20 protein-coding genes and 5 tRNA genes are annotated in these 24,174 nt (G+C 41.6%); 3 read left to right on the forward strand and 22 right to left on the reverse strand.

Going from position 1 to position 24,174, the window contains the following annotated elements:
* Positions 1-94: 94 nt before the first annotated feature.
* Genes NLF99_RS00575 through NLF99_RS00585 form a run of 3 tightly spaced genes read right to left on the reverse strand, consistent with a single transcriptional unit; the run spans position 95 to position 3,560 of the window.
* Positions 95-1,537, reverse strand: coding sequence for an MFS transporter (locus NLF99_RS00575; protein ID WP_254526375.1), 1,443 nt, complete (start codon positions 1,535-1,537; stop codon positions 95-97).
* Between the two features lie 30 nt (positions 1,538-1,567).
* Positions 1,568-2,737, reverse strand: a complete 1,170-nt coding sequence (uxuA, locus tag NLF99_RS00580) for a mannonate dehydratase (protein ID WP_254526376.1) — start codon at positions 2,735-2,737, stop codon at positions 1,568-1,570.
* Between the two features lies 1 nt (position 2,738).
* Positions 2,739-3,560, reverse strand: coding sequence for an SDR family oxidoreductase (locus NLF99_RS00585; protein ID WP_185216004.1), 822 nt, complete (start codon positions 3,558-3,560; stop codon positions 2,739-2,741).
* 141 nt (positions 3,561-3,701) lie between these two features.
* Between NLF99_RS00585 and NLF99_RS00590 the strand changes: the two genes are divergently transcribed.
* Both NLF99_RS00590 and NLF99_RS00595 read left to right on the forward strand, forming a co-directional pair.
* The gene (locus NLF99_RS00590; RefSeq protein WP_254526377.1) at positions 3,702-4,694 is read left to right on the forward strand and encodes a sugar kinase; all 993 of its coding nucleotides are present in this window, start codon (positions 3,702-3,704) and stop codon (positions 4,692-4,694) included.
* 1 nt (position 4,695) lies between these two features.
* Positions 4,696-5,346: a bifunctional 4-hydroxy-2-oxoglutarate aldolase/2-dehydro-3-deoxy-phosphogluconate aldolase gene (locus tag NLF99_RS00595; protein ID WP_254526378.1), complete on the forward strand. Its 651-nt coding sequence runs from the start codon at positions 4,696-4,698 to the stop codon at positions 5,344-5,346.
* Positions 5,347-5,350: 4 nt separating this feature from the next.
* On the opposite strand, the gene NLF99_RS00600 is transcribed toward NLF99_RS00595, so the two are convergent.
* The 11 genes from NLF99_RS00600 to NLF99_RS00650 form a co-directional block, all read right to left on the reverse strand.
* Positions 5,351-6,031, reverse strand: a complete 681-nt coding sequence (locus tag NLF99_RS00600; RefSeq protein ID WP_185211026.1) for an MgtC/SapB family protein — start codon at positions 6,029-6,031, stop codon at positions 5,351-5,353.
* 132 nt (positions 6,032-6,163) lie between these two features.
* Complete coding sequence (gene rpoC / locus NLF99_RS00605; RefSeq protein ID WP_185211028.1) at positions 6,164-10,441, reverse strand: DNA-directed RNA polymerase subunit beta'; 4,278 nt, start codon at positions 10,439-10,441, stop codon at positions 6,164-6,166.
* Positions 10,442-10,514: 73 nt separating this feature from the next.
* Positions 10,515-14,324 (reverse strand): DNA-directed RNA polymerase subunit beta, encoded by a 3,810-nt coding sequence (gene rpoB, locus NLF99_RS00610; protein WP_185211030.1) that lies wholly within the window; start codon positions 14,322-14,324, stop codon positions 10,515-10,517.
* Positions 14,325-14,487: 163 nt separating this feature from the next.
* The gene (gene rplL / locus NLF99_RS00615; protein WP_093098564.1) at positions 14,488-14,868 is read right to left on the reverse strand and encodes a 50S ribosomal protein L7/L12; all 381 of its coding nucleotides are present in this window, start codon (positions 14,866-14,868) and stop codon (positions 14,488-14,490) included.
* Positions 14,869-14,950: 82 nt separating this feature from the next.
* On the reverse strand, positions 14,951-15,469 hold the full coding sequence (rplJ, locus tag NLF99_RS00620) for a 50S ribosomal protein L10 (protein ID WP_093098563.1): 519 nt from the start codon (positions 15,467-15,469) through the stop codon (positions 14,951-14,953).
* A 2-nt stretch (positions 15,470-15,471) separates the two neighbouring features.
* On the reverse strand, positions 15,472-16,170 hold the full coding sequence (gene rplA, locus NLF99_RS00625; RefSeq protein ID WP_093098561.1) for a 50S ribosomal protein L1: 699 nt from the start codon (positions 16,168-16,170) through the stop codon (positions 15,472-15,474).
* Positions 16,171-16,192: 22 nt separating this feature from the next.
* A complete protein-coding gene (gene rplK, locus NLF99_RS00630) occupies positions 16,193-16,636 on the reverse strand; it encodes a 50S ribosomal protein L11 (RefSeq protein WP_185211031.1) in 444 nt (147 codons plus the stop codon).
* A gap of 153 nt (positions 16,637-16,789) precedes the next feature.
* Positions 16,790-18,013, reverse strand: a complete 1,224-nt coding sequence (locus tag NLF99_RS00635) for a VCBS repeat-containing protein (protein WP_254526379.1) — start codon at positions 18,011-18,013, stop codon at positions 16,790-16,792.
* Between the two features lie 84 nt (positions 18,014-18,097).
* On the reverse strand, positions 18,098-18,985 hold the full coding sequence (locus NLF99_RS00640) for a glycosyl hydrolase family 18 protein (protein WP_308214525.1): 888 nt from the start codon (positions 18,983-18,985) through the stop codon (positions 18,098-18,100).
* Positions 18,967-19,113 (reverse strand): hypothetical protein, encoded by a 147-nt coding sequence (locus tag NLF99_RS00645; RefSeq protein ID WP_254526380.1) that lies wholly within the window; start codon positions 19,111-19,113, stop codon positions 18,967-18,969. The genes NLF99_RS00640 and NLF99_RS00645 overlap by 19 nt, the downstream gene beginning before the upstream one ends.
* A 12-nt stretch (positions 19,114-19,125) precedes the next feature.
* Positions 19,126-20,349, reverse strand: a complete 1,224-nt coding sequence (locus tag NLF99_RS00650) for a DUF5009 domain-containing protein (protein WP_254526381.1) — start codon at positions 20,347-20,349, stop codon at positions 19,126-19,128.
* Between the two features lie 45 nt (positions 20,350-20,394).
* Between NLF99_RS00650 and NLF99_RS00655 the strand changes: the two genes are divergently transcribed.
* Positions 20,395-20,532, forward strand: coding sequence for a hypothetical protein (locus NLF99_RS00655; RefSeq protein WP_254526382.1), 138 nt, complete (start codon positions 20,395-20,397; stop codon positions 20,530-20,532).
* 553 nt (positions 20,533-21,085) lie between these two features.
* On the opposite strand, the gene nusG is transcribed toward NLF99_RS00655, so the two are convergent.
* From nusG to NLF99_RS00695, 8 genes are all read right to left on the reverse strand, one after another.
* Positions 21,086-21,631, reverse strand: a complete 546-nt coding sequence (nusG, locus tag NLF99_RS00660; RefSeq protein ID WP_093098554.1) for a transcription termination/antitermination protein NusG — start codon at positions 21,629-21,631, stop codon at positions 21,086-21,088.
* 20 nt (positions 21,632-21,651) lie between these two features.
* Positions 21,652-21,846, reverse strand: a complete 195-nt coding sequence (gene secE, locus NLF99_RS00665; protein WP_094255409.1) for a preprotein translocase subunit SecE — start codon at positions 21,844-21,846, stop codon at positions 21,652-21,654.
* A gap of 24 nt (positions 21,847-21,870) precedes the next feature.
* Positions 21,871-21,941: transfer RNA gene (locus tag NLF99_RS00670), tRNA-Trp, on the reverse strand.
* Between the two features lie 233 nt (positions 21,942-22,174).
* Complete coding sequence (gene tuf / locus NLF99_RS00675) at positions 22,175-23,362, reverse strand: elongation factor Tu (RefSeq protein WP_093098550.1); 1,188 nt, start codon at positions 23,360-23,362, stop codon at positions 22,175-22,177.
* A gap of 72 nt (positions 23,363-23,434) precedes the next feature.
* A tRNA-Thr gene (locus tag NLF99_RS00680) sits at positions 23,435-23,506 on the reverse strand.
* Between the two features lie 90 nt (positions 23,507-23,596).
* Positions 23,597-23,669 (reverse strand) — tRNA-Gly (locus NLF99_RS00685).
* A 58-nt stretch (positions 23,670-23,727) separates the two neighbouring features.
* Positions 23,728-23,811: transfer RNA gene (locus NLF99_RS00690), tRNA-Tyr, on the reverse strand.
* Positions 23,812-23,836: 25 nt separating this feature from the next.
* Positions 23,837-23,909 (reverse strand) — tRNA-Thr (locus tag NLF99_RS00695).
* Positions 23,910-24,174 lie beyond the last annotated feature (265 nt).

Below are 24,174 nucleotides of genomic sequence, written 5' to 3' on the forward strand. Positions count from 1 at the left end.
TGTTGAAATACTTCTAAAACAACGGCACTGAACCATTGAATTTCGCAGATAATTATAGCAGTTTCATTTGAATAAGGTCAATCGAAAAAGGCAATTATGATAGATGAATTAGTTTCATTTTTGGAACCAATATTCTCATGATGGTCCAAGCCAAAAGGTAGGCTATCGAACACACGGCAAAGATGATAAAGTATCCAGATTCAATTCCTTCAAATCCAAACACTTTCATATTGGTTTGTTCGGCGTAGTCAAACAGGACACCCGAAACTTTATTGATCAAGAAAGAGCCAACCCCACCAGCAAGACCACTTATACCGGTCACTGTCGCAATCGCCTTCTTTGGAAACATATCACCTACGGCCGAGAATATATTGGCAGACCATGATTGGTGCGCCGCTGCACTTATACCGATCAGGATAACCGGAAACCAATACGAATATTCACCCAAAGGCTGAGCAAAGAGGATCAACAAAGGGAAGAACGCAAAGATCAGCATGGCTCTCATTCGACCTGCATAAACCTCCATACCTTTCTTTTCTACAAAATAGGTCGGTAACCAGCCACCGATGATGGATAACATAGTAATGGCATACAGAACAAATATAGCAACCTGCCCCTCTATATCCGAGGATTTAATATCATATACTGAACTTAAATAGGCCGGGAACCAAAACAAGAGAAACCACCATACCCCATCGGTCAGGAACTTCCCGAAGATCAAGGCCCAGGTCTGTTTGAATTTTAAGCATTCACGGATGGAGACTTTTGCTTTCACCGTTTTATCGGCCTCAGCAACCTCTCCATGATCCACATCCTGCTTGATATAGGCGAGTTCAGCTGCATTCACATGCGGGTTTTCTTCTGGCTTCTTGTACATAAACTGCCAAAATCCCATCCAGATGAAACCTAAGGCCCCAATAATAATGAACGACATTTCCCAACCGTATTTGGCTGCAATCACGGGAATAATCAATGGCGCTAAAAGCGCTCCAATGGTCGTTCCTGAGTTAAAGATTGAAGTAGAAAATGCCCTGTCCTTCTTTGGAAAGTATTCTACACAGGCTTTCATGGCTGCCGGAAAGTTTCCACCCTCCCCCAATGCCAAGATGATACGGGCAAAAATAAAGACAGTGACAGAAATATTAACCACCTTGCTTACATCTTCAATACCGGCAATGATCTCCTTGGCCTGACCAAAACTGACCAACCATTCGCCCGCGAGAACACCTGATGTGATCATGCCACAGAAAGCATGCAGGATAGCGCCTACCGACCAGATGGCAATTGCCCATAAATAGCCTTTTTTTGTTCCTAGCTTGTCGATAAAACGACCAGATAACAACATGGAAATGGCATAGACAATAGAGAATATGGCCGCAACATTACCATAGTCATTGTTGGTCCAATGGAATTCTGGGGCAATAAAATCTTTCCAGGTTAAGGAAAGGACTTGCCGATCCAGGTAATTGATGGTCGTTGCGAAAAATATCAGTGCACAAACCGTCCACCTATATTTCGTAGGTTTACTCGTATCCATAATTTGTTGTTTATGTTGGTAGATCCTTGGTTAAGATCTCAAAATTCCTAATTCCAAACCCCTCAATTCAGCCAGACCACGAAGTCTTCCAATGGCAGAATAACCAGGATTGGTCACTTTATTGATGTCATCAAGCATTTGATGCCCATGGTCAGGTCTAAATGGAATGGCCAATGCTCTGCGTTGGTTTTCTTCACTCAATCCCTTTACGATGGCATACATATCCACATCCCCATCCAAATGGTCTGCCTCATAGAAGCTCCCAATGGCATCACGTTTTACATTTCGCAGATGCGCAAAATGAACACGATGTTTCACTTTGTCCAAGATCTGAGGAAGGTTGTTTTTGGGTCCAGCACCTAAAGAACCGGTACAGAAACAAATCCCGTTGAAATCCCTAGGCTGTTCTGAAATAATGTACACTAAATCTTCTTCGTTGCTTACTACCCTAGGAAGCCCTAGGATTGCATATGGTGGATCATCGGGGTGAATGGTCATCTTAATCCCGTTGGTCTCGCAGATGTCTGCAATTGCCTCTAAGAAGTAAAGCAAGTTCTGTTTTAATCCTTCCCTTCCAATACTTTTATAGATATTGATGCTATTTTGTAGAGATTCCAAGGTAATATCACCTTCACCTGGAATGCCCATCAGGATATTGAATTGAAGATCTGTTTTCTCTTCCGCTGACATCTTGTTGTACTTCTCCTCAGCTAGCTGTTGAATTTCTTGGGAATAGTCCTGCGCAGCTGCTTCTCTCTTTAGGATATAAATATCAAAGATAGCGAGGTCAATCCAATCAAAGTACAGGGCTTTGGAACCATCCTTCATGATCAGGTCCAACTGGGTCCTAGTCCAATCCAGAACCGGCATAAAATTATAGCAGATCGTCTTGATACCACAAGCTGCTAAATTCTGCAACGATTGCTTATAACGCTCAATATATTGGTCAGCCTCGGCAGATCTTGTTTTGATAGCTTCGTGTACAGGAACGGATTCTACAACCGACCAGGTCAATCCTGCTTCTTCAATTATCTTTTTCCTTTCCTGTATGTCCTCCAACGGCCATACTTCACCATGTGGGATATGATGCAAAGCCGAAACTATGCCAGTAGCCCCAGCTTGCTTCACATCTTGCAATGATACCGGATCATTAGGTCCGTACCATCGCCAAGTTTGTTCTAAGAATTTTTTGTTTTCCATGTTATACGCCACACCAAGAGTTAAAGCCACCATCGACAAAAATGATCTCGCCAGAAACAAATGCCGAAGCATCGCTCAAGAGATAAACTAAGGTTCCTTCCAATTCAGACGGGTCACCCAACCTTCGATATGGTGTCCCATTGATAAACTTCTGTGCCCTATCGGTATAACTGCCATCTGGATTGGTCAATAAGGTCTTGTTTTGCTCCGTTAAGAAAACTCCCGGTGCAATAGCATTGACACGCACCTTGTCACCATAACGTAAAGCCAATTCAGTGGACATCCATTTGGTGAAGCCATCAATGGCATGCTTGGCTACGGTATAGCCCAGCACACGGGTCAAGGGTCTTGATGCTGCCAAGGAAGAAATATTGATAATGGAACCCTTGCCCTTGTTAGCAATAAGTTCCCCAAAAATCAAGGTCGGAATAATGGTTCCATAAAGATTTAGCTCGATTGCTTTTATGGTATCCTGGATTTTATTGTCAAATATGTTTTGATCATCAGCGATCGTTGCCCCTGGGATGTTTCCTCCCACGGCATTGATCAGGCCATCGATGCTACCATAACGGTTCACGATCTGTTGCTTGGCATCCTTGACCGACTGCTCATCCATCACATCTGCTACAATACCTATGGCTTCTGCCCCGAGGTCATTGGCCATGCTGATACGTTCATTGATTTTTTCCTGGTTTCTCCCGATAATACAGATTTTAGCGCCGGCTTCAGCTAATGCCTTCACGAAGGATTTGCCCAAAATTCCGGTGCCTCCTGTAATAACGATAACTTTATCTTTAAGGGAGAATTTATCTAGAATAGTCATAGTTTATAGTTGATTATTATCCAATAATACAGAAATTAAAGGGAAAAATCGACATGGAAAACAGGATTATTACTTAAACGTTTTCGTAAAATCGCTGCAACAATCCATCAAAAACTATTATATTGTTGTTCAGTTTGACCTATGCCACAGATATTAACATTCGGAGAAGTATTGTATCGCCTTCAAAGCCTCAGTGAGTCGATTTTTGAGGGTGGAAATAATCGTTTAAAAATTTTCCCAGGTGGTTCAGAAGCCAATGTTGCTGTTGGTTTGGCCCAAATGGGGGATCAGGTCCATTTCTATTCGGCCTTTCCTGAGAATACCCTTGCAAAGGAGCTGCTGGAAAGCATTCAGCATTTAGGTGTGGATTGTTCCAAGGCTATCCAAATAGGCGATCGCATCGGCAGCTATATCCTCCTTTCGGCAAATGGACTGAGCAGTGGCGAGGTGGTATACGATAGAAAGTTTTCAAGTTTCAGTCTGTTAAAACCTGAGGACATCGATTTTGACCTGTTGTTTCAAGATGTGGATTGGTTCCATTGGTCAGCATTGACACCGGCACTTTCCGAAGACATGGCAATCCTGATGGAAACGGTACTGAAGGAGGCCGATCAAAGAGAGATCACGATATCTGTGGACCTCAATTTCCGGAGCAAACTCTGGAAATATGGCAAAGAGCCACTGGAAGTCATGCCAGATTTGGTCGCTTATTGTGATGTCATCATGGGAAATATCTGGGCGGCACAAAACATGCTGGATAGCCCAGTGGAAATAGGATTAAACCGACAGACAACCCAGGAGATTTATTTCAATAGTTCCCAAATCTCTGCAAAGCATATTTTTGAGGCTTTCCCCAAAGCGAAACATATCGCTAATACGTTCAGGTTCATGGACCATCCTAAGCATAATCTATTTTATGGCACATACCATAACAGAAACGAGGACAGCATTTCAGCCACTTTTGAAACAGAAGCTGTAATCGATAGGATCGGTAGTGGTGATGCGTTTATGGCGGGGCTGATCCATGCCCTAAGGCAAGGCATGTCTGCACAGGAAACCATAGACTTCGCAACTGGAGCTGGTTATCAAAAATTATTTGTAGAAGGAGATTTTGGAAATGGAAAAGCCAACTAAGATGAAAGAAGAAATTATCAAAGAAATCATTCGAAATCCAGTCTTACCTGTTTTTTATGATGATGACGTCAATACCTGCATTCAGGCCCTACAAAGCTGCTATGAAGGCGGTATTAGGGTTTTTGAATTTGTAAACCGAGGTGTGGAAGCGGAACAGAATTTTAAGGCCTTGCGTAACTATAAGGAAGAGCACTTCCCCGATCTGAAACTGGGGATAGGAACCATCATGCATGCGGATGATGCAGACCGTTTTATTGAACTGGGAGCAGACTTTTTGGTGAGTCCTATTTTTTCGGAATGTGTTGCGAGTTCTGCCAAGAAGAATAACATCCTTTGGATTCCGGGCTGCATGACTCCTACCGAAATTTCCGATGCCCAAATGGCTGGCTGCACTTTCGTGAAACTATTCCCCGGCGATACCTTAGGTCCTGGGTTTCTGAAAAGCATCAAACCTATCTTTCCAAATTTACGGTTTATGCCAACGGGTGGCGTAGACTGCTCATCGGAAAGTATCAACAAATGGTTTGAAGCCGGAGTCAGTGCTGTGGGACTTGGCTCGAAACTGTTCGTGAAAGTCAATGGGAAGTATGAATTCGGACAGATTGCTGAAAACTGCAGAAACCTATTGAATTGGGCAAAAAGAGGGGCTTGATCTGTTATAGGCTGATTTCAACCAATTGTTTGTTTTCAAGAATTGATCTTTCAAACTTGCGGATATTTCGTTTATCGATCAGCACCTCAAGTTCAATAGTCAATAAATCGGCAGACATGGTCTGCTTTTTTATTTTCACATGCTTAGAAAGCGGTCTGATAGCTGACAGCAATTGATCCTTGGCATCCAGGTCCTCCCTTTTCATACTGACACTTACCAAGCGCACGATGTTGTGGATTACATATTTATTCAATAAGGGTCCCGAAACAATAATGGCAAAACAAGCAAGCAAGAAAATGGCCGCGATGACATAGACTCCAAAACCGATTGCCATTCCAATGGCTGCTGACATCCAGATAATACTGGCTGTAGTCAATCCATTTACATTCACTCCATCTTTGAAGATCACCCCAGCACCTAGGAAACCAATACCTGAAACCACGTACGAAGCTATCCGAGTGGCATCCTCCGATTCTCCAGCACCCAATTTAAAGGATAGCAAGGAAAACAAGGTACTCCCCAAACAGATAATGGAAATGGTCTTGAAACCAGCCGACTTATCCTTCCACTCGCGCTCGAATCCCAATACAAATCCGGCACAAAGTGATAATACGGCTTTCAACAAGTCATTCCAATCCCATACAAGTTGAGTGATGATAAAGTCGATAGATGCGATGTCAGTCATAATCAGAGGAACAAATATAATATGAAATTGTTAATAAAAATCTTTAATTCTCCCAAAAACAAAAAAGCTCGGCTACAGGAGCCGAGCTTTTTATATATCCTTTAGGAAGGTTAATTCCTAAATCTTTCGATATTAATCTTCTTCTTTAGAAGCCAACAACTGATCGTATTCTTCACGAGAACCTACGATGATGTTGCTGTATTGACGTAAACCTGTTCCTGAAGGGATTAAGTGACCAACAATTACGTTTTCTTTCAATCCTAACAAGTTATCACGTTTACCTGCGATAGCAGCTTCGTTCAATACTTTGGTAGTTTCCTGGAAGGAAGCAGCAGAGATAAATGACTTCGTACCTAATGAAGCTCTGGTAATACCTTGCAACAATGGACTAGAGGTAGCAGGAATAGCATCACGCACTTCCACTAATTTCAAGTCTTGACGTTTCAAGCTAGAGTTTTCTTCACGCAATTTACGAAGGTTTACGATCTGTCCTGGACGCAATGATTTAGAATCACCAGCATCTACAACCACTTTCTTGTCGTAAAGTGAATCGTTTTCTTCCATGAAATCCCATTTGTTTACAGCTTCTTTTTCTAAGAAACGAGTATCTCCTGGATCTTCGATATTCACTTTCTGCATCATTTGGTGAACGATGGTTTCGAAGTGCTTATCGTTGATTTTCACACCTTGTAGACGGTAAACCTCTTGGATACCATTTACAATGTATTCCTGTACTGCAGAAGGACCTTTGATCGATAAGATATCCGAAGGGGAAATCTGACCGTCTGAAAGTGGCATACCCGCTTTGATAAAGTCATTATCCTGTACCAAGATGTGTTTAGAAAGTGGAACTAGGTATTTCTTCACTTGTCCGTCACGGGACTCGATCGAAATCTCACGGTTACCACGTTTAACACCACCTAAAGTTACAACACCGTCGATTTCAGTAACAACCGCTGGGTTTGAAGGATTACGAGCCTCGAACAACTCCGTTACACGAGGAAGACCACCCGTAATATCTCGGGTCTTACCTGTAGAACGAGGGATCTTAACTAAAATCGCACCTTCTTTCACTTTTTGGCCATCAGATACCGAAACGTGTGCTCCTACTGGAATGTTGTATGAACGGATGATTTCGCCTTTGTTATCCAATACTTTGATCGTCGGGTTTTTAGTCTTATCACGAGTCTCGATGATCACTTTCTCTTTGTGTCCAGTTTGCTCATCAGATTCCTCACGGTAAGTAATACCTTCGATAATCGCATCGAATTCTACCTTACCTGCAAATTCAGAGATAATTACAGCGTTGTATGGATCCCAGTCTACCAACTTGGTTCCTTTTTCCACTTTCTCTCCTTCTTTCACGTATAGGTTCGATCCGTAAGGGATAATTTGTTGGTAAAGGACTTTCTTATCGTCATTTACAACTTTAATCTCTCCTGAACGACCCAATACAACTTGGTAAGGACCAAATTCACCTTCTTTTTCTACTGTACGAACGTTCTCAAATTCGATTTTACCATCGTATTTAGCAATGATCGAAGATTCAGCAGCAATGTTAGATGCCGTACCACCGACGTGGAATGTACGAAGTGTCAACTGTGTACCTGGCTCACCGATTGACTGAGCAGCAATTACACCAACAGCTTCACCCAATTGAACACGTTTACCTGACGCTAAGTTACGTCCGTAACAACATGCACAAACTCCTCGCTTAGACTCACAAGTTAATACAGAACGGATTTCAACTCCTTCAATTCCTGCATTCTCGATTGCCTCAGCAACTTCTTCAGTGATATCATCATTTGCAGCAACGATCAATTCGTTTGTCTCAGGATGAACAACATCGTTCAATGGCGTACGTCCTAAAATACGGTCGTACAATGGTTCAACGATATCATCATTATCCTTAAGCGCTGTAGTATAGATACCGCGTAAACCGTTACAGTCTTGCTCAACAACAATCATATCCTGAGCAACATCATGTAAACGACGGGTTAAGTAACCCGCATCGGCTGTTTTCAACGCTGTATCGGCAAGACCTTTACGAGCACCGTGGGTAGAGATAAAGTACTCCAATACCGACAAACCTTCTTTGAAGTTTGAAAGGATCGGGTTTTCAATAATCTCACCACCTGAAGTACCAGATTTCTGAGGTTTCGCCATCAAACCACGCATACCGCATAACTGACGGATCTGCTCTTTCGATCCACGAGCTCCTGAATCCAACATCATGTATACTGAGTTGAAACCTTGATTGTCGTTCGAAAGGATATCCATAACGTGCGCTGTCAACTTGTTGTTGATACGTGTCCAGATATCGATGATTTGGTTATAACGTTCGTTGTTCGTAATGAAACCCATGTTATAGTTGTTCATTACTTCTTCAACTTCGTTTGTAGCTTGAGTGATCAAATCAGCTTTCGCAGCAGGGATGTTCAAATCTTGAAGGTTGAACGATAGACCACCTTTGAATGCTGTTTGGAATCCTAACTCTTTCATGTCATCCAAGAATTTCGCTGCACGAGCCATACCCGTGTTCTTCACGATCTCTCCAATGACATTACGAAGTGACTTCTTAGTCAATAGTTCATTGATGTATCCTACCTCTTCTGGAACGATTTGGTTGAAGATCACACGACCTACAGTCGTTTCAATGATTTGATCTTTGAACTCTCCTTCTTTGGTCTTAACGCGAGCTTTAACCTTGATAAAGGAGTGAAGATCTACTTTTGCTTCGTTCAAGGCAATGATTACCTCTTCTGCTGAATAGAAAGTACTTCCTTCACCTTTCATCACCAGGTTGTCATCAGTCTTACGGCCTTTGGTAATGTAGTAAAGACCCAATACCATGTCTTGAGATGGTACTGTAACTGGTGAACCGTTTGCAGGGTTAAGAATGTTGTGTGCTGCCAACATCAAGATTTGGGCTTCCAAAATTGCAGCATTACCTAATGGTAAGTGAACTGCCATCTGGTCACCGTCGAAATCGGCGTTGAACGCTGTACACACTAATGGGTGTAATTGGATCGCTTTACCCTCAACTAAGGTTGGTTGGAAAGCCTGAATACCCAAACGGTGAAGCGTAGGTGCACGGTTTAGTAATACTGGGTGACCTTTCAATACGTTCTCAAGGATATCCCATACTACTGGATCTTTGCGATCTACAATTTTCTTCGCTGACTTAACTGTCTTTACGATTCCTCTTTCGATCATCTTACGGATGATAAACGGTTTGTAAAGCTCAGCAGCCATATCTTTAGGAAGACCACACTCGTGTAATTTCAAGTGAGGACCAACGACGATTACCGAACGAGCCGAGTAGTCAACACGCTTACCTAATAAGTTCTGACGGAAACGACCTTGCTTACCTTTAAGGATATCCGATAAAGATTTTAAAGCACGGTTACCTTCAGTCTTAACAGCATTTACCTTACGTGAGTTATCGAATAACGAGTCAACAGCTTCTTGAAGCATACGTTTCTCGTTACGTAAGATTACCTCTGGAGCTTTGATCTCGATCAAACGCTTCAAACGATTGTTACGGATAATTACACGACGGTAAAGGTCATTTAAGTCTGAAGTCGCAAAACGACCACCATCCAAAGGAACTAAAGGACGTAACTCTGGTGGAATAATAGGTACGATCTTAACGATCATCCATTCCGGACGGTTTTCGATATGATCATTAGCACCACGGAAAGCCTCAACAACGTGAAGACGTTTCAACGCCTCGTTCTTACGTTGCTGGGAAGTTTCGTTCGCTGCTTGGTGACGAAGATCGTATGACAATTGGTCTAAGTCTAGACGTTTCAACAAATCTTCCAATGCCTCTGCACCCATCTTAGCGATGAATTTCTGAGGATCGTTGTCATCCAAATATTGGTTTTCTTTTGGAAGGGTATCCAAGATATCTAGATATTCCTCTTCTGTCAAGAAATCCATGTATGAAATACCATCTTCTTCTTTGATACCAGCTTGGATAACCACGTATCTTTCGTAGTAGATGATCATATCCAACTTCTTCGTTGGAAGGCCTAATAAATAACCAATTTTGTTAGGTAGAGAGCGGAAGTACCAGATATGAGCAACCGGAACCACCAAGTTGATGTGTCCCATACGCTCACGACGTACTTTCTTCTCTGTAACTTCAACACCACAACGGTCACAAACGATCCCTTTATAACGGATACGCTTGTACTTACCACAGTGACATTCGTAGTCTTTTACTGGACCGAAAATACGCTCACAGAATAGACCATCACGTTCTGGTTTATAAGTACGGTAGTTGATAGTTTCTGGTTTAGTAACCTCACCACTTGAACGCTCCAAAATAGTTTCTGGAGAAGCTAAGCTGATCGTAATCGATGTAAAGTTACTTTTGATTTTGTTATCTTTTTTGTAAGACATACTTAGTAAAAAGTTAAAGCTGTATGTGAAAGCTTAAGAAGGTTATGCACCTTCTTAAGCTCAATTTGCTTGATTAATCTAATGTGATATCTAAACCTAATCCGCGTAGCTCGTGTACCAATACGTTGAACGATTCTGGTACCGATGGAGTTGGCAGGTTGTTTCCTTTTACGATTGCCTCGTAAGTTTTCGCACGACCTACTACATCATCAGATTTAACGGTCAAGATCTCTTGTAGGATGTTGGATGCACCGAATGCCTCTAACGCCCAAACCTCCATCTCACCGAAACGCTGACCACCGAACTGTGCCTTACCACCTAATGGTTGTTGAGTAATCAACGAGTATGGTCCAATTGAACGTGCGTGCATCTTATCATCAACCATGTGTCCTAATTTCAACATGTAGATTACTCCAACTGTTGTAGGTTGGTCAAAACGATCACCTGTCAATCCATTGTATAGGTAAGTACGACCTGACTTAGGTAATCCTGCTTTCTCAACCCACTCTTCTACTTGGTCCATTTCTGCACCGTCAAAGATCGGAGTAGCGAATTTAACACCTAATTTTTGTCCTGCCCAGCCTAATACAGTTTCATAGATCTGTCCAAGGTTCATACGCGAAGGTACCCCTAGTGGGTTCAACACGATATCAACTGGTGTTCCGTCTTCTAAGAAAGGCATGTCCTCATCACGTACAATACGTGCAACAATACCTTTGTTACCGTGACGTCCCGCCATCTTATCTCCTACTTTCAGCTTACGTTTTTTGGCAACATATACCTTCGCCATCTGAACGATACCCGATGGAAGCTCATCACCGACAGAGATTGCAAATTTCTCACGCTTGAATGCACCTAACTCCTCATTAACTTTAATGTTGTAGTTGTGCAATGCAAGTTTGATCATGTCATTCTTGTCATCATCAGTAGTCCATCCTGTAGGATTAACGTTGTTATAGTCAAGATCAGTAAGGATCTTTTGAGTAAACTTAGCGCCCTTAGCTACCAATAACTCTTTGTAAACATTGTAAATACCTTGAGAGGTCTTACCATTTACGATCGTAAATAATTTCTCAACCAAACGATCTTTAAGAATCTTGATGTTTCTATCGTGAGCAACTTCTAATTTCTCTAAAGCTTTACGCTCAACTTCTTTAGACATTTTCTTCGCACGAGAGAATAACTTCGTATCGATAACCACACCTTTGATTGATGGTGGAGTTTTCAATGAAGCATCCTTCACGTCACCAGCTTTGTCACCAAAGATCGCACGTAATAACTTCTCTTCTGGTGAAGGATCAGATTCTCCTTTAGGAGTGATCTTACCAATTAAGATATCACCTTCGCCAACCTCAGCACCAACACGGATAATACCGTTTTCATCAAGGTCTTTCGTAGCTTCTTCTGAAACGTTTGGAATATCAGCTGTCAATTCCTCTTCACCACGTTTAGTATCACGAACTTCAAGTTCGAATTCTTCAATGTGTAATGAAGTGAATAAATCCTGTGATACTACACGCTCAGAGATTACGATCGCATCCTCAAAGTTGTATCCTTGCCAAGGCATGAATGCCACTTTCAAGTTTCTACCCAATGCCAATTCACCATCTTCGGTTGCATAGCCTTCACATAATACCTGACCTTTTTCAACTCTTTGTCCTTTCGTAACGATCGGTTTCAAGTTGATACAGGTATTTTGGTTGGTTTTCTTGAACTTGGTCAATCTATATGCTTTCACATCATCATCGAATGATACCAAACGATCGTTGTCGTTTCTATCGTAACGGATGTGAATTTCTTGTGCATCTACATATTCTACTGTTCCGTTTCCTTCAGCGTTGATCAACGTACGGGAATCTTTCGCTACACGTGCTTCCAATCCAGTACCTACAACCGGTGCTTGCGGACGTAACAAAGGAACTGCTTGACGTTGCATGTTGGAACCCATCAATGCACGGTTGGCATCATCATGCTCCAAGAAAGGAATCAATGAAGCCGCGATTGATGTAATCTGGTTCGGAGAAACGTCCATATAGTCTAATTTCTCAGGCTCAATAATCGGGAAGTCTCCCTCATATCTAGCTTTTACTTTAGCATCTAAGAAATTACCTTTATCATCATATAGAGCATTTGCTTGCGCAATTGTCTTATCGTCTTCATCTTCAGCAGATAAATAAACAACTGGCTTATCAACTACCACCTTACCATCAGAAACGATACGGTATGGAGTTTCGATAAATCCTAGGTTATTGATTTTCGCGTGAACTGACAATGATGAAATCAAACCAATGTTTGGACCCTCTGGAGTTTCAATAGTACACAAACGACCGTAGTGCGTATAGTGAACGTCACGTACCTCGAAACCGGCACGCTCTCTTGAAAGACCACCTGGACCTAATGCTGACAGACGACGTTTGTGCGTAATCTCAGCCAATGGGTTGGTTTGATCCATGAACTGTGATAACTGGTTCGTTCCGAAGAAAGAATTGATCACTGATGACAATGTACGAGCATTAATCAAGTCAGTAGGCGTAAACACCTCGTTATCACGAATGTTCATACGCTCACGGATAGTACGAGCCATACGAGCTAGACCTACACCGAATTGCGCATATAATTGCTCACCAACCGTACGAACACGACGGTTAGATAAGTGGTCGATATCATCCACCTCTGCTTTCGAGTTGATCAAGTTGATCAAGTACTTCACGATAGCGATGATATCTTCACGGGTCAATACTTTTGTATCCGACGGTGTATCAAGTTTCAATTTACGGTTGATACGGTATCTACCCACATCTCCTAAATCGTATCGTTTATCCGAGAAGAACAAACGGTCAATGATACCACGTGCAGTTTCCTCATCAGGTGGTTCTGCGTTACGCAATTGACGATAGATATGCTCTACCGCTTCTTTCTCTGAGTTGGAAGTATCTTTTTGTAAAGTGTTATATATAATCGAATAGTCCGCATTGTTTGACTCATCTTCCTTGGTCAGGATAATGGATTTCACTCCAGCGTCGATGATCAGGTCAATGTGGTCTTCTTCTAATATGGTTTCACGTTCAAGGATGATCTCGTTACGGTCGATCGATACTACTTCACCTGTATCTTCGTCAACGAAATCTTCTGTCCATTTGTTCAATACCCTAGCCGCTAAACGACGACCAACGTATTTCTTCAATCCAGATTTACTAACTTTTACTTCATCTGCAAGGTCGAAAAGTTCTAAGATTTCCTTATCCGAATCGAAACCGATTGCACGTAACAAGGTAGTAACTGGGAATTTTTTCTTACGATCGATATAGGCATACATCACGTTGTTCACGTCTGTTGCAAATTCGATCCAAGAACCTTTAAAAGGAATAACCCTAGCAGAATAAAGTTTAGTACCATTGGTATGTCTACTTTGACCAAAGAACACACCAGGGGAACGGTGCAATTGAGAAACGATAACACGTTCAGCTCCATTGATTACGAAAGTACCTTTTGGAGTCATGTACGGAATAGTTCCTAAGTACACGTCTTGTACAATGGTTTCGAAATCTTCGTGTTCTTCATCATTACAAGACAACTTCAATTTAGCCTTTAAAGGTACGCTATAAGTCAATCCACGTTCAATACACTCTTGGATATCGTAACGCGGTGGATCAATGAAATAATCCAAAAACTCTAGCACAAAGATGTTTCTTGAATCAGAAATAGGGAAGTTTTCTGCGAAAACCTTGTAAAGCCCTTCCTGATGGCGGTTGTCAGAAGTAGTCTCTAATTGAAAAAACTCCTTGAAAGACTCTAATTGTACGTCCAAGAAATCCGGATAATCAATCACCTTCTTACTTGTCGCAAAATTTACTCTTTCTTTTTGAATATTATTGTTTGCCAAGGGAATAAGAATTTAGTTTTAAAAAACTGAGCTAACATCTGCTGATTCCGTCTTCCGATCAAGCATCAGCAGGGGCTTGATCCATACACTATATTTATAAACAGGAATAGACTCTGATAGATTTGGACTATCAGAGTCTAAGTTTTTGGTGCCTTATGCGAGATTACTTAATCTCAACAACAGCTCCAGCTTCTTCTAATTGTTTTTTCAAAGCTTCAGCTTCGTCTTTAGAAACACCAGTTTTTAATTCTTTAGGTGCACCGTCAACTAAGTCTTTTGCTTCTTTCAAACCTAAACCAGCTAAATCTTTAACTAATTTTACGACAGCTAATTTCTGGCCACCAGCTTCTTTCAAGATTACATCGAAAGATGTTTTCTCTTCAGCAGCAGCAGCACCGTCACCAGCACCAGGAGCAGCAGCAACAGCTACAGCAGCAGCAGCAGGCTCAATACCGTATTCGTCTTTTAAGATATCAGCTAATTCTTTAACTTCTTTTACTGTTAAGTTAACTAACTGTTCAGCAAGTTGTTTTAAATCTGCCATTTTATTTTGAATTTTTGAATGTTCTTTTAAAAAAATTGTTAATTAAAATTTAACGAACGTTTGTTATTAAACTGAGGGTTCGTTAGCCTCTTTCTTCTAAAGCTTTTACTAAGCCTGAAATTGTATTTCCGCCTGATTGAAGCGCAGAAATAACATTCTTCGCAGGAGATTGAAGTAAAGCAATAACGTCTGCAATAAGTTCTTCCTTAGATTTAAGGGTCACTAATGCGTCAAGTTGGTTGTCGCCTACAAAAGCAGTCTCTTGAATGTATGCTGCTTTTAATACTGGCTTGTCACCTTCTTTACGTAATTGTTTGATCAATTTCGCTGGAGCATTCCCTGTTTCGGAAAACATAAGGGTTGAAGCTCCTTTTAATACGCCAAAGATCTCTTCTGAATCTACACCCGCCTCTAACAACGCTTTCTTAATCAAGGTGTTTTTCACAACCTTAATCTCGATTCCCTGCTCGAAACATTTACGACGAATATTATTCACCTTTTCTACAGTCAGATTAGCAGTGTCAGCAATATAAAAATTACCGTAAGATTTAATCTGTTCTGCTAAAGCTTCAACAATTTCATGTTTAAGTTCTTTTCTCATGATTAAATTCCTGCTACTGATTTAGTTTCAATATGAATACTAGGACTCATAGTTGAAGAAATGTGAATACTCTTGAAGTACGTTCCTTTTGCTGCAGACGGTTTCAAACGTGAAATTGTTTGTAACACTTCTAATGCGTTGTCATAGATTTTATCTGCGTCGAAAGACACTTTACCAACTGAAGTGTGGATGATACCTGTTTTGTCAACCTTGAAGTCGATCTTACCAGCTTTTACCTCAGTCACAGCTTTTCCAACTTCTGGAGTTACTGTTCCTGTTTTAGGGTTAGGCATTAAGTTTCTTGGACCTAAAATACGACCCAATTTACCTACTTTCGCCATAACACTAGGCATTGTGATGATAATGTCAACGTCAGTCCAACCACCTTCGATTTTGCTGATATAGTCATCAAGACCTACGTAGTCTGCACCTGCCGCCTTAGCTTCTTCCTCCTTGTCAGGAGTACATAAAACTAATACACGTACCGTCTTACCAGTACCGTGTGGCAATGTTGCAATACCACGAACCATTTGATTTGCTTTACGAGGATCTACGCCCAAACGAACGTCGATATCCACAGAAGCATCAAATTTGGTGTTGGTGATCTCTTTTACTAAAGCCGCAGCTTCTTTCAAAGAGTATGCTTTACCAGCTTCAATTTTGGATAGTGCCGCTTTTTGATTTTTTGTTAATCTAGCCACTTTCTTAAACTGATTTCGTTAATTAATTTTTCCAAGGAGCATCACCTGATACAGTGATACCCATACTACGCGCTGTACCAGCAACCATTCTCATAGCTGATTCTACAGTAAATGCATTCAAATCTGGCATCTTATCTTCCGCAATCTGTTTTACTTGATCCCATGAAATGGAAGCAACTTTCTTACGGTTAGGCTCTCCCGATCCGCTCTTAAGCTTCGCTGCATCTTTTAACTGAACAGCTACCGGTGGAGTTTTAATGATAAAATCAAAAGATTTGTCGGCATATACAGTGATCACAACAGGTAATACTTGACCTGGTTTGTCTTGCGTACGAGCGTTAAATTGCTTACAGAAATCCATAATGTTCACACCTTTAGCACCTAATGCAGGTCCTACCGGTGGAGATGGATTCGCAGCTCCGCCCTTCACTTGTAATTTTACTAACGCACTGACTTCTTTTGCCATTTTTTCTGTGATTTAATTTGTTAAATGTTTGTTAGTAAGTTGGAAGCAATAACGTAACATTTAATTCTCGATGGCAACAAAACATAGTTTTGCAACCAAACGAGGTGCAAAGATAACTAAATATCTGATAATAAAAAAGTATTTTTTCTTTTTTTATTTACCTAGTAATAAGCGCACTTGGTCGCCCCAAGCCCCGATCATCAGGTCCGGAATCTTATCCCCATTCACATCCCCCACATCGATCCCCCAAGCTCGCTCCACAGTCACCTTCGGAATAGCCTCCTCCGTGGCAAAACTGAACCTGCCCGAACCATCATTCTTCAAGGCCTGAACCTGCATCGCCTCAAATGGCGGAATCTTCAAGGCACTTAATATAATATCTAGATCCCCGTCGCGATCAAAGTCGATCACATTACAGGCATAAGTTGAAAATTCATAGGCGGGAATCCTTGCGTCCGTCTCATCGACAAATTTCCCTTCGCCTTTATTCATAAACAAGCGTCCAGTTGGGTTCCGCTCTTTCTTACCCCCATTGCTGGTCAGGTTCGCAAAGAAAATATCGTTCTTCCCATCCTTATCGGCATCAAAAACGATGACCTCCCTACTGTGCAATGGTTCGGAGGTTTGCAATGCGTCCTCCTGCTCCGTAAACTTTCCCTTCCCGTCATTGAAATACAGACGGCTTGGCGGAGCCTCCGTTGCCAGTACCATATCCAGGTCACCGTCTCCATCGGCATCAAATAACTTGACCGATTGCACCTCATCCATGTTGTCAGGGATACTGCCAGGGGGAGAATCAACCAAAAAGCCCGGTTTATTTGGATCATTTAACCAAACAAAGGTCCTTGCTCCTTCTCCCGTATTGCCGATGACCACATCGGGCAATCCATCTCCATTGACATCACCTATATCCAAGCCATTCCCTTCACTCTTTCCCAACAGGCGATCCGAAACATTCCGGAAGGTTCCATCCCCATTCCCTAGATAGTATTCATGGGTCTTATTGTCCTCTGCAACAAAAATGACATCTGCAAAACCATCATTGTCCATATCAGCCACACGCACATGCTCTGTATCATTGTTCTCATTGGCAAAGACATCCTTCATCCAGGTAAAGTTGCCATTGCCATCATTGATATAAAGACGGTTGGGCAACATTTCCAGTGCAAATATGGCATCCAATGCTCCATCTCCATTCACATCGACCAAAGCTACATCCAAAGCATGCGTTTTGGGATCCAAGGGTATGCTGCCTTCTGTAACGTCAGAAAAATAAGCGGTCTCATTATCTTGTGCAAAAACATGATTTCCTGAGCTCAGCCATAGAAAAACCAATGCAAGTCCCAAATATTTGGGTTTAAAATCTTGAATAATCATAAGCTTATTTTTTATAAGGTTTACAGAAATTGTGTCTATAACTACTTATTATCAACATTTTACAGCAACAATTGTTTGTACATCCTATTTCAGGCCTTCATACAGCGCCCTGCTCAAGGTCAACTGATCATCATCACCCTTAAATTCCCAATACATGGCTCCAAGGATACCTTGGGATTTTATATATGCAGCTTTTTCCCTGATGGATTTCTCATTTTCAAAGGTCAGGACCAACTTTCCGGTGCTGTCCACTAGATAAGGTACTTTCGATTGATCATCCCACCTCTCTTCAAACTGGGTCAACTTCGGTATGTTGCGGAACATCACAAAATCATTGACCTGTACTTTATCTCCCCTTCCATAGAATGGAATACCCATCACCAATTTGTTTTTTGGAACGCCGGCATCAATATGGGCCTGCAGGGCTTCAACTAAGGTAATACGACCTGCCAGATCCGATTTATACAAACTGTTATGCTGCAAAGGAGGTTTAGAGACATCATACATCATGATATTTACAAAATCAATATCCTTATCGATGGCTCTAAAATCAATATACTTTCCATCTGCAATCGTCGCCAAGGTCAATAGTTTTTTCGGTCCGATAGCCTTGCGGATATCATTCATCAACAACGTAAAGTTCTTGGTGTCGTCTGGGGAAGATGAGATCCCGGCTTCATCACTGGTCGGATATTCCCAATCGATATCGATCCCATCCAGATCAAATTCCTTTACGATCTTTTGGCAATCTTTCGCAAAGCCCGATCTATTGTTCTTGTCTGCTGCCATTTCACTGAAACGTCCCGAGGTCCAGCCACCGATCGACAACAGGATCTTCAGGTCCGGATGCTTCTTCTTTAAGGTCACGATCTCCTTCAGTCTAGTTGGATTGTCCACTTTTACACCATTGAAGGTCTCGTTTACATGGCCAAAGGCATAATTGATATGGCTGATCAGGTTAGGATCAGGCAGCGGACCTTACCCGAAGTAACATAAGCGATGATTACAGGCTTCTTACCCTGGGCAACCAAGGTAAATGGAACTGCAAACAACATAATCAGAGCCATTAGGATCAGCTTGTTCGTGTGATTTCTTTTCATGGTAATATGTTATTATAGTTTAAGTTTTATTCCAAAACGGTTCAATAAGATACCAAACCAAAGCATGGCATAAGCCCATAATAAGGAGCCTAATACAGCTAACCACATGTGATCAGCTTGTTTATAGAAAAACAAGGGAATTCCGAATCCCCAAACCAAGAAATAGATCAGGTCTGGAGCCAAATAGGTAGTTAGTGAATTTTGCCCTGCCAATTCAAAAAGTCGACTATAGCGACTATTGCCCCTTACATCAATAAAATAATAGACCAAAACAAATAGCAGGATACTGATGCCATTGCAAAGCAGGCCCCAGGAAGGAGTCGCTTGAATCTTGGAAACGATGAACCATTGGTGGAATATCAAGCCAGCAATCAAGCTAATAAGGCCGTACATAGCTAAATTAATGGCCAGTTTCTTCCAATCCACAGCATATTTTTTAACAATCAAGGTTGCTGCCATTCCGGAAAGGACAATCATCGGCACATTGCCATGCAGGACAACGTCAAAGAACTCCTGGAAAGAGAACATTTGCGGAATCCAACCGCTCAAGGAGGCTACATTCAGGAAAAGGAAAAAGACAATGGCCAAAAATGCTGCCCATAGTTTATCCCTAAGGAGGAGATAGACCGAACCTGCTACCAGATAACCCCATCCGATCTGTCCCAAAATGCCCCACCAACTCTTCTCAAACCAAGCTGGAGATTCAGGAGTTCCAGCCCGGAATACATAGGCCAAACCAAGTAGCCCTACAATCCCCAACAATTTCAGCCCGACAAATAGGTTCTTATTTCTATCCTTCGGATAGTTGTTCCAGATCAAAAAGATACAGATATAGACCAGCCCAAGCCATAACAGCTTGTTCATACCGGTCATTTGCGGGTTCAAGCTGCTGGAATTAACCACCAACAGACCAATGATGATTAGGCTAATCGACCTACTGATGATATGGAACCATATCTGCCAAGTAGGCTCTCCAATTTTCCGCCTTGCTGCAACGGCATAGGGAATAGCCATACCCACCATAAATAGAAAACCTGGGAATACCCAATCAGCCAGTCCCATGCCATCGACTTCCGCTTCCGTATGCAAAAGCCATTTCGGCACCCCCGGCATAAAAAGATCATTGACAAACAACATCAGAAAAAGGGTCAGGCCGCGCATGATATCAATAGCACGGACGCGCAATTTCTTAGGCTCCGCAGGGAAAGAAGGAATAGATGGTGACTTCGACATCATTAATTTAGGTAATTCAATTCCTAAATATACAAAATTGAATCGGACTTGAGTCTTGTGCCGGATCTTGACGGCTATCAAACGGATCAGAGCAATCCTTCCTTACTTTTGGAGCCCAAATTAACCAAACCGACGAAGGAGCTTACGGATACCGATCCTTCCGTTACTTTTGAAGCCCAAAAGTAAGCAAATGGCTTCGGCTCATTTAAGATGGCTTTTCGCGCCGTCCACTACACATGAAAAGAATGCCTGGATGTCGAGGATGCCGTTCTTCGAAATTCTCCCCTTAGATGGGAGAATTTCTTGAAAGCATCCAAGGCCAATGCCATCGCACATGGCAACGGCATTCTTTCCATTTTTCCGCCATTGGAAATGAGCCGCGGGCTAAAGGGCTTCCTTCGGAAGGATTGATGCATGCAGAAAACCCCTGGCTGGGGAGGAATCTTTGTAGAAAGTGTATGTTCTTATGACGAACCAACAGCGTTCGTGAAATATTTTTCAATCTCAGGACACTTCCAATTCTGAACGGATAGTGAAGAATCTGTACGGGTATATATTTAAAATACATGTCATCCATAATCTTCGATTATGGAACCGTACGCCAATGCAATCCGTAATAATAGTTATGATCTTGGTCTATCCTCCCATCCATTCCATCCTGGTTCAAACAAAAAAAAGCCCTATCCAAATGGATAGGGCTTCTTATGTCTAATGTCTTTTGTCTACTGTCTAAAAGAGCTTACTCTTTTTCAACCTGCATATAGTTCAGCTCGAGTGGAGTTTTACGACCGAATACTTTTACCATTACGGTTAATTTCTTCTTGTCTTCGTGCACCTCTTCGATTTCACCTGTAAATCCGTTGAAAGGACCGTCGTTTACTTTTACGGTCTCACCAACGTAATAAGGAACGCTGATTGATTCACCTTGTTCAGCCATTTCGTCAACCTTACCTAAAATACGGTTAACTTCAGCTGGACGAAGCGGGATTGCATTACCTGCTTTATCACCTAAGAATCCAATTACACTATTTACGTTTTTGATTGCGTGTTCGATCTCACCGTCCAAAGCCGCTTCGATCAAAACATACCCAGGGTAGTAGTTACGTTCTTTGGCAACTTTCTTGCCATCGCGCATTTGGTAGTATTTCTCCATCGGGATTAATACTTGGGTCACCAAATGTTGTATGCCTAAGCGGTTAATTTCAGCTTCAAGGTATTGCTTAACCTTTTTCTCTTTTCCGCTAACAGCACGCACAACGTACCACTTTAAACTTTGATCTGCCATAATACTGTTGGATTAGAAAATTAAGACGCTGTATTGTACAGCAGTTCCATTACATTGCTTGATGCTTTATCCATTATGAAAATTACCAACGCAATAATAACAGATGCAACAAGTACAATAACCGCATGACTTTGTAGTTGCGCCCATGTAGGCCAAGTCACTTTCTCAGTAACCTCTGTATAAGAGTCCTTAATAAAATCAAGTACTTTTGCCATTTTTTAAGTTTCTATTTTTATTAGCACGGGCACTAGGATTCGAACCCAGATCGAAGGTTTTGGAGACCTCTATTCTACCATTGAACTATGCCCGTGTAGATTTTTTTGATGATGCAAATATAGGCTTTAGACCCCATTGCAGCAAATATTATTTCAATTTATTTGCGATTTCCGCAAGATTTTTTTCTGGTCAATCTATTCTGATTTTGCCCCGGAACTCCCCTACTTCGCTAAGTATTTGAGCTTCAACCAAAATGAATAATTAGAAAAAATAAGCTAATTAGCCGGAGCCAATTAGCTTATCTTTTATTTTGATAATCCCTAAGGACTATTTAATGATTTCAGTTACCTGACCAGCACCTACTGTTCTACCACCTTCACGGATAGCGAAACGTAGACCTTTTTCCATAGCGATAGCGTTGATCAACTTAACAGTGATTGTTACGTTATCACCTGGCATAACCATCTCAGTACCTTCTTCTAGAGTGATTTCTCCAGTTACGTCAGTTGTACGGAAATAGAATTGAGGACGGTATTTGTTGAAGAACGGAGTGTGACGACCACCTTCTGCTTTCGACAATACGTAAACCTCAGCTTTGAAGTCTGTGTGTGGAGTTACTGAACCTGGTTTACAGATAACCATACCACGACGGATATCAGTTTTCTCAATACCACGTAACAATAAACCTACGTTATCACCAGCCTCACCGTAATCTAAGATCTTACGGAACATCTCAACACCTGTTACTGTAGATTTCAAGTTTTCAGCACCCATACCTAAGATCTCAACTGGATCACCAGAGTTGATTACACCTCTTTCGATACGACCTGTTGCAACTGTACCACGACCTGTGATCGAGAATACGTCTTCAATAGGCATCAAGAAAGGAAGATCTGTCAAACGTGGAGGGATTGGAATGTAGTTATCTACAGCATCCATCAATTCCATGATTGAATCAACCCATTGAGTCTCTCCGTTCAATGCACCTAATGCAGAACCTTTGATTACTGGAACATCGTCACCTGGGAATTCGTAGAATGATAATAATTCACGAACCTCCATCTCAACTAAGTCTAATAACTCAGCGTCATCAACTAAGTCAACTTTGTTCAAGAAAACTACTAACGCAGGAACACCTACCTGACGAGCTAATAGGATGTGCTCGCGAGTTTGAGGCATAGGACCATCTGTAGCAGCAACTACGATGATAGCTCCATCCATCTGTGCAGCACCAGTTACCATGTTCTTAACGTAATCGGCGTGACCTGGACAGTCAACGTGTGCATAGTGACGGTTAGCTGTTTGGTATTCTACGTGTGAAGTGTTAATTGTGATACCACGCTCTTTCTCTTCAGGAGCAGAGTCAATTGAATCAAATGAACGAGCCTCTGAAAAACCTTTATCAGCTAAAACTTTAGTGATAGCAGCTGTTGTAGTTGTTTTACCGTGGTCAACGTGACCGATAGTACCAATGTTTAAGTGCGGTTTACTACGGTCAAATTTCTCTTTTGCCATGTTTATGCGAATTAGTAATTATAAAATATTTCTTTTAATTAATCTTACAAAGTTACAAAACTTATGTATTCGAGCCAAAGATGGGATTTGAACCCACGACCTCTTCCTTACCAAGGAAGTGCTCTACCCCTGAGCTACTTCGGCTTTCAAAAAGCTTATTTACAGATATAAGCCTCTACCCTTTCAAAAATAAATTGTTAAGAAGACAGAGACTTAGATTTGTTTTATAAATTGAGCGGAAGACGAGGTTCGAACTCGCGACCTATAGCTTGGAAGGCTATCGCTCTACCAACTGAGCTACTTCCGCTTTTCAGTTTTACACTCAGGAACTCCTGCCTTTCACAACCGGAAGAATGAAAACTTTTTGGTGGAGGGAGAAGGATTCGAACCTTCGAAGCCGAAGCAACGGATTTACAGTCCGTCCCATTTGACCGCTCTGGAACCCCTCCAGACCTACAACTTGCGTTGTTTTTGAGCCTCCTATCGGAATCGAACCAATGACCTACTGATTACAAGTCAGTTGCTCTACCAGCTGAGCTAAGGAGGCGTGCTTTATTTAATAAAACTTTCTGTTTTAAAGAACGGCTATCTTTGGATAGCGAGTGCAAAAATCTAATATTTATCTGATATTCGCAAGTTTTATTTTTAATTTTTTTTCTACTTAAAGAACAATCTCATTTCGGTACTGATTTTCCCGATTTGATGATGCAAAGATAGCTACTCCATGAACATATCAAAAATATTTGGTCATTTTTTTTACTCCTGAAAACCATATCATTGATATGCAAGTAAATAATTTTCATATTCCATTT

The sequence above is a fragment of the Sphingobacterium sp. LZ11T8 genome (assembly GCF_024261425.1).
Classification (GTDB): Bacteria; Bacteroidota; Bacteroidia; order Sphingobacteriales; family Sphingobacteriaceae; genus Sphingobacterium.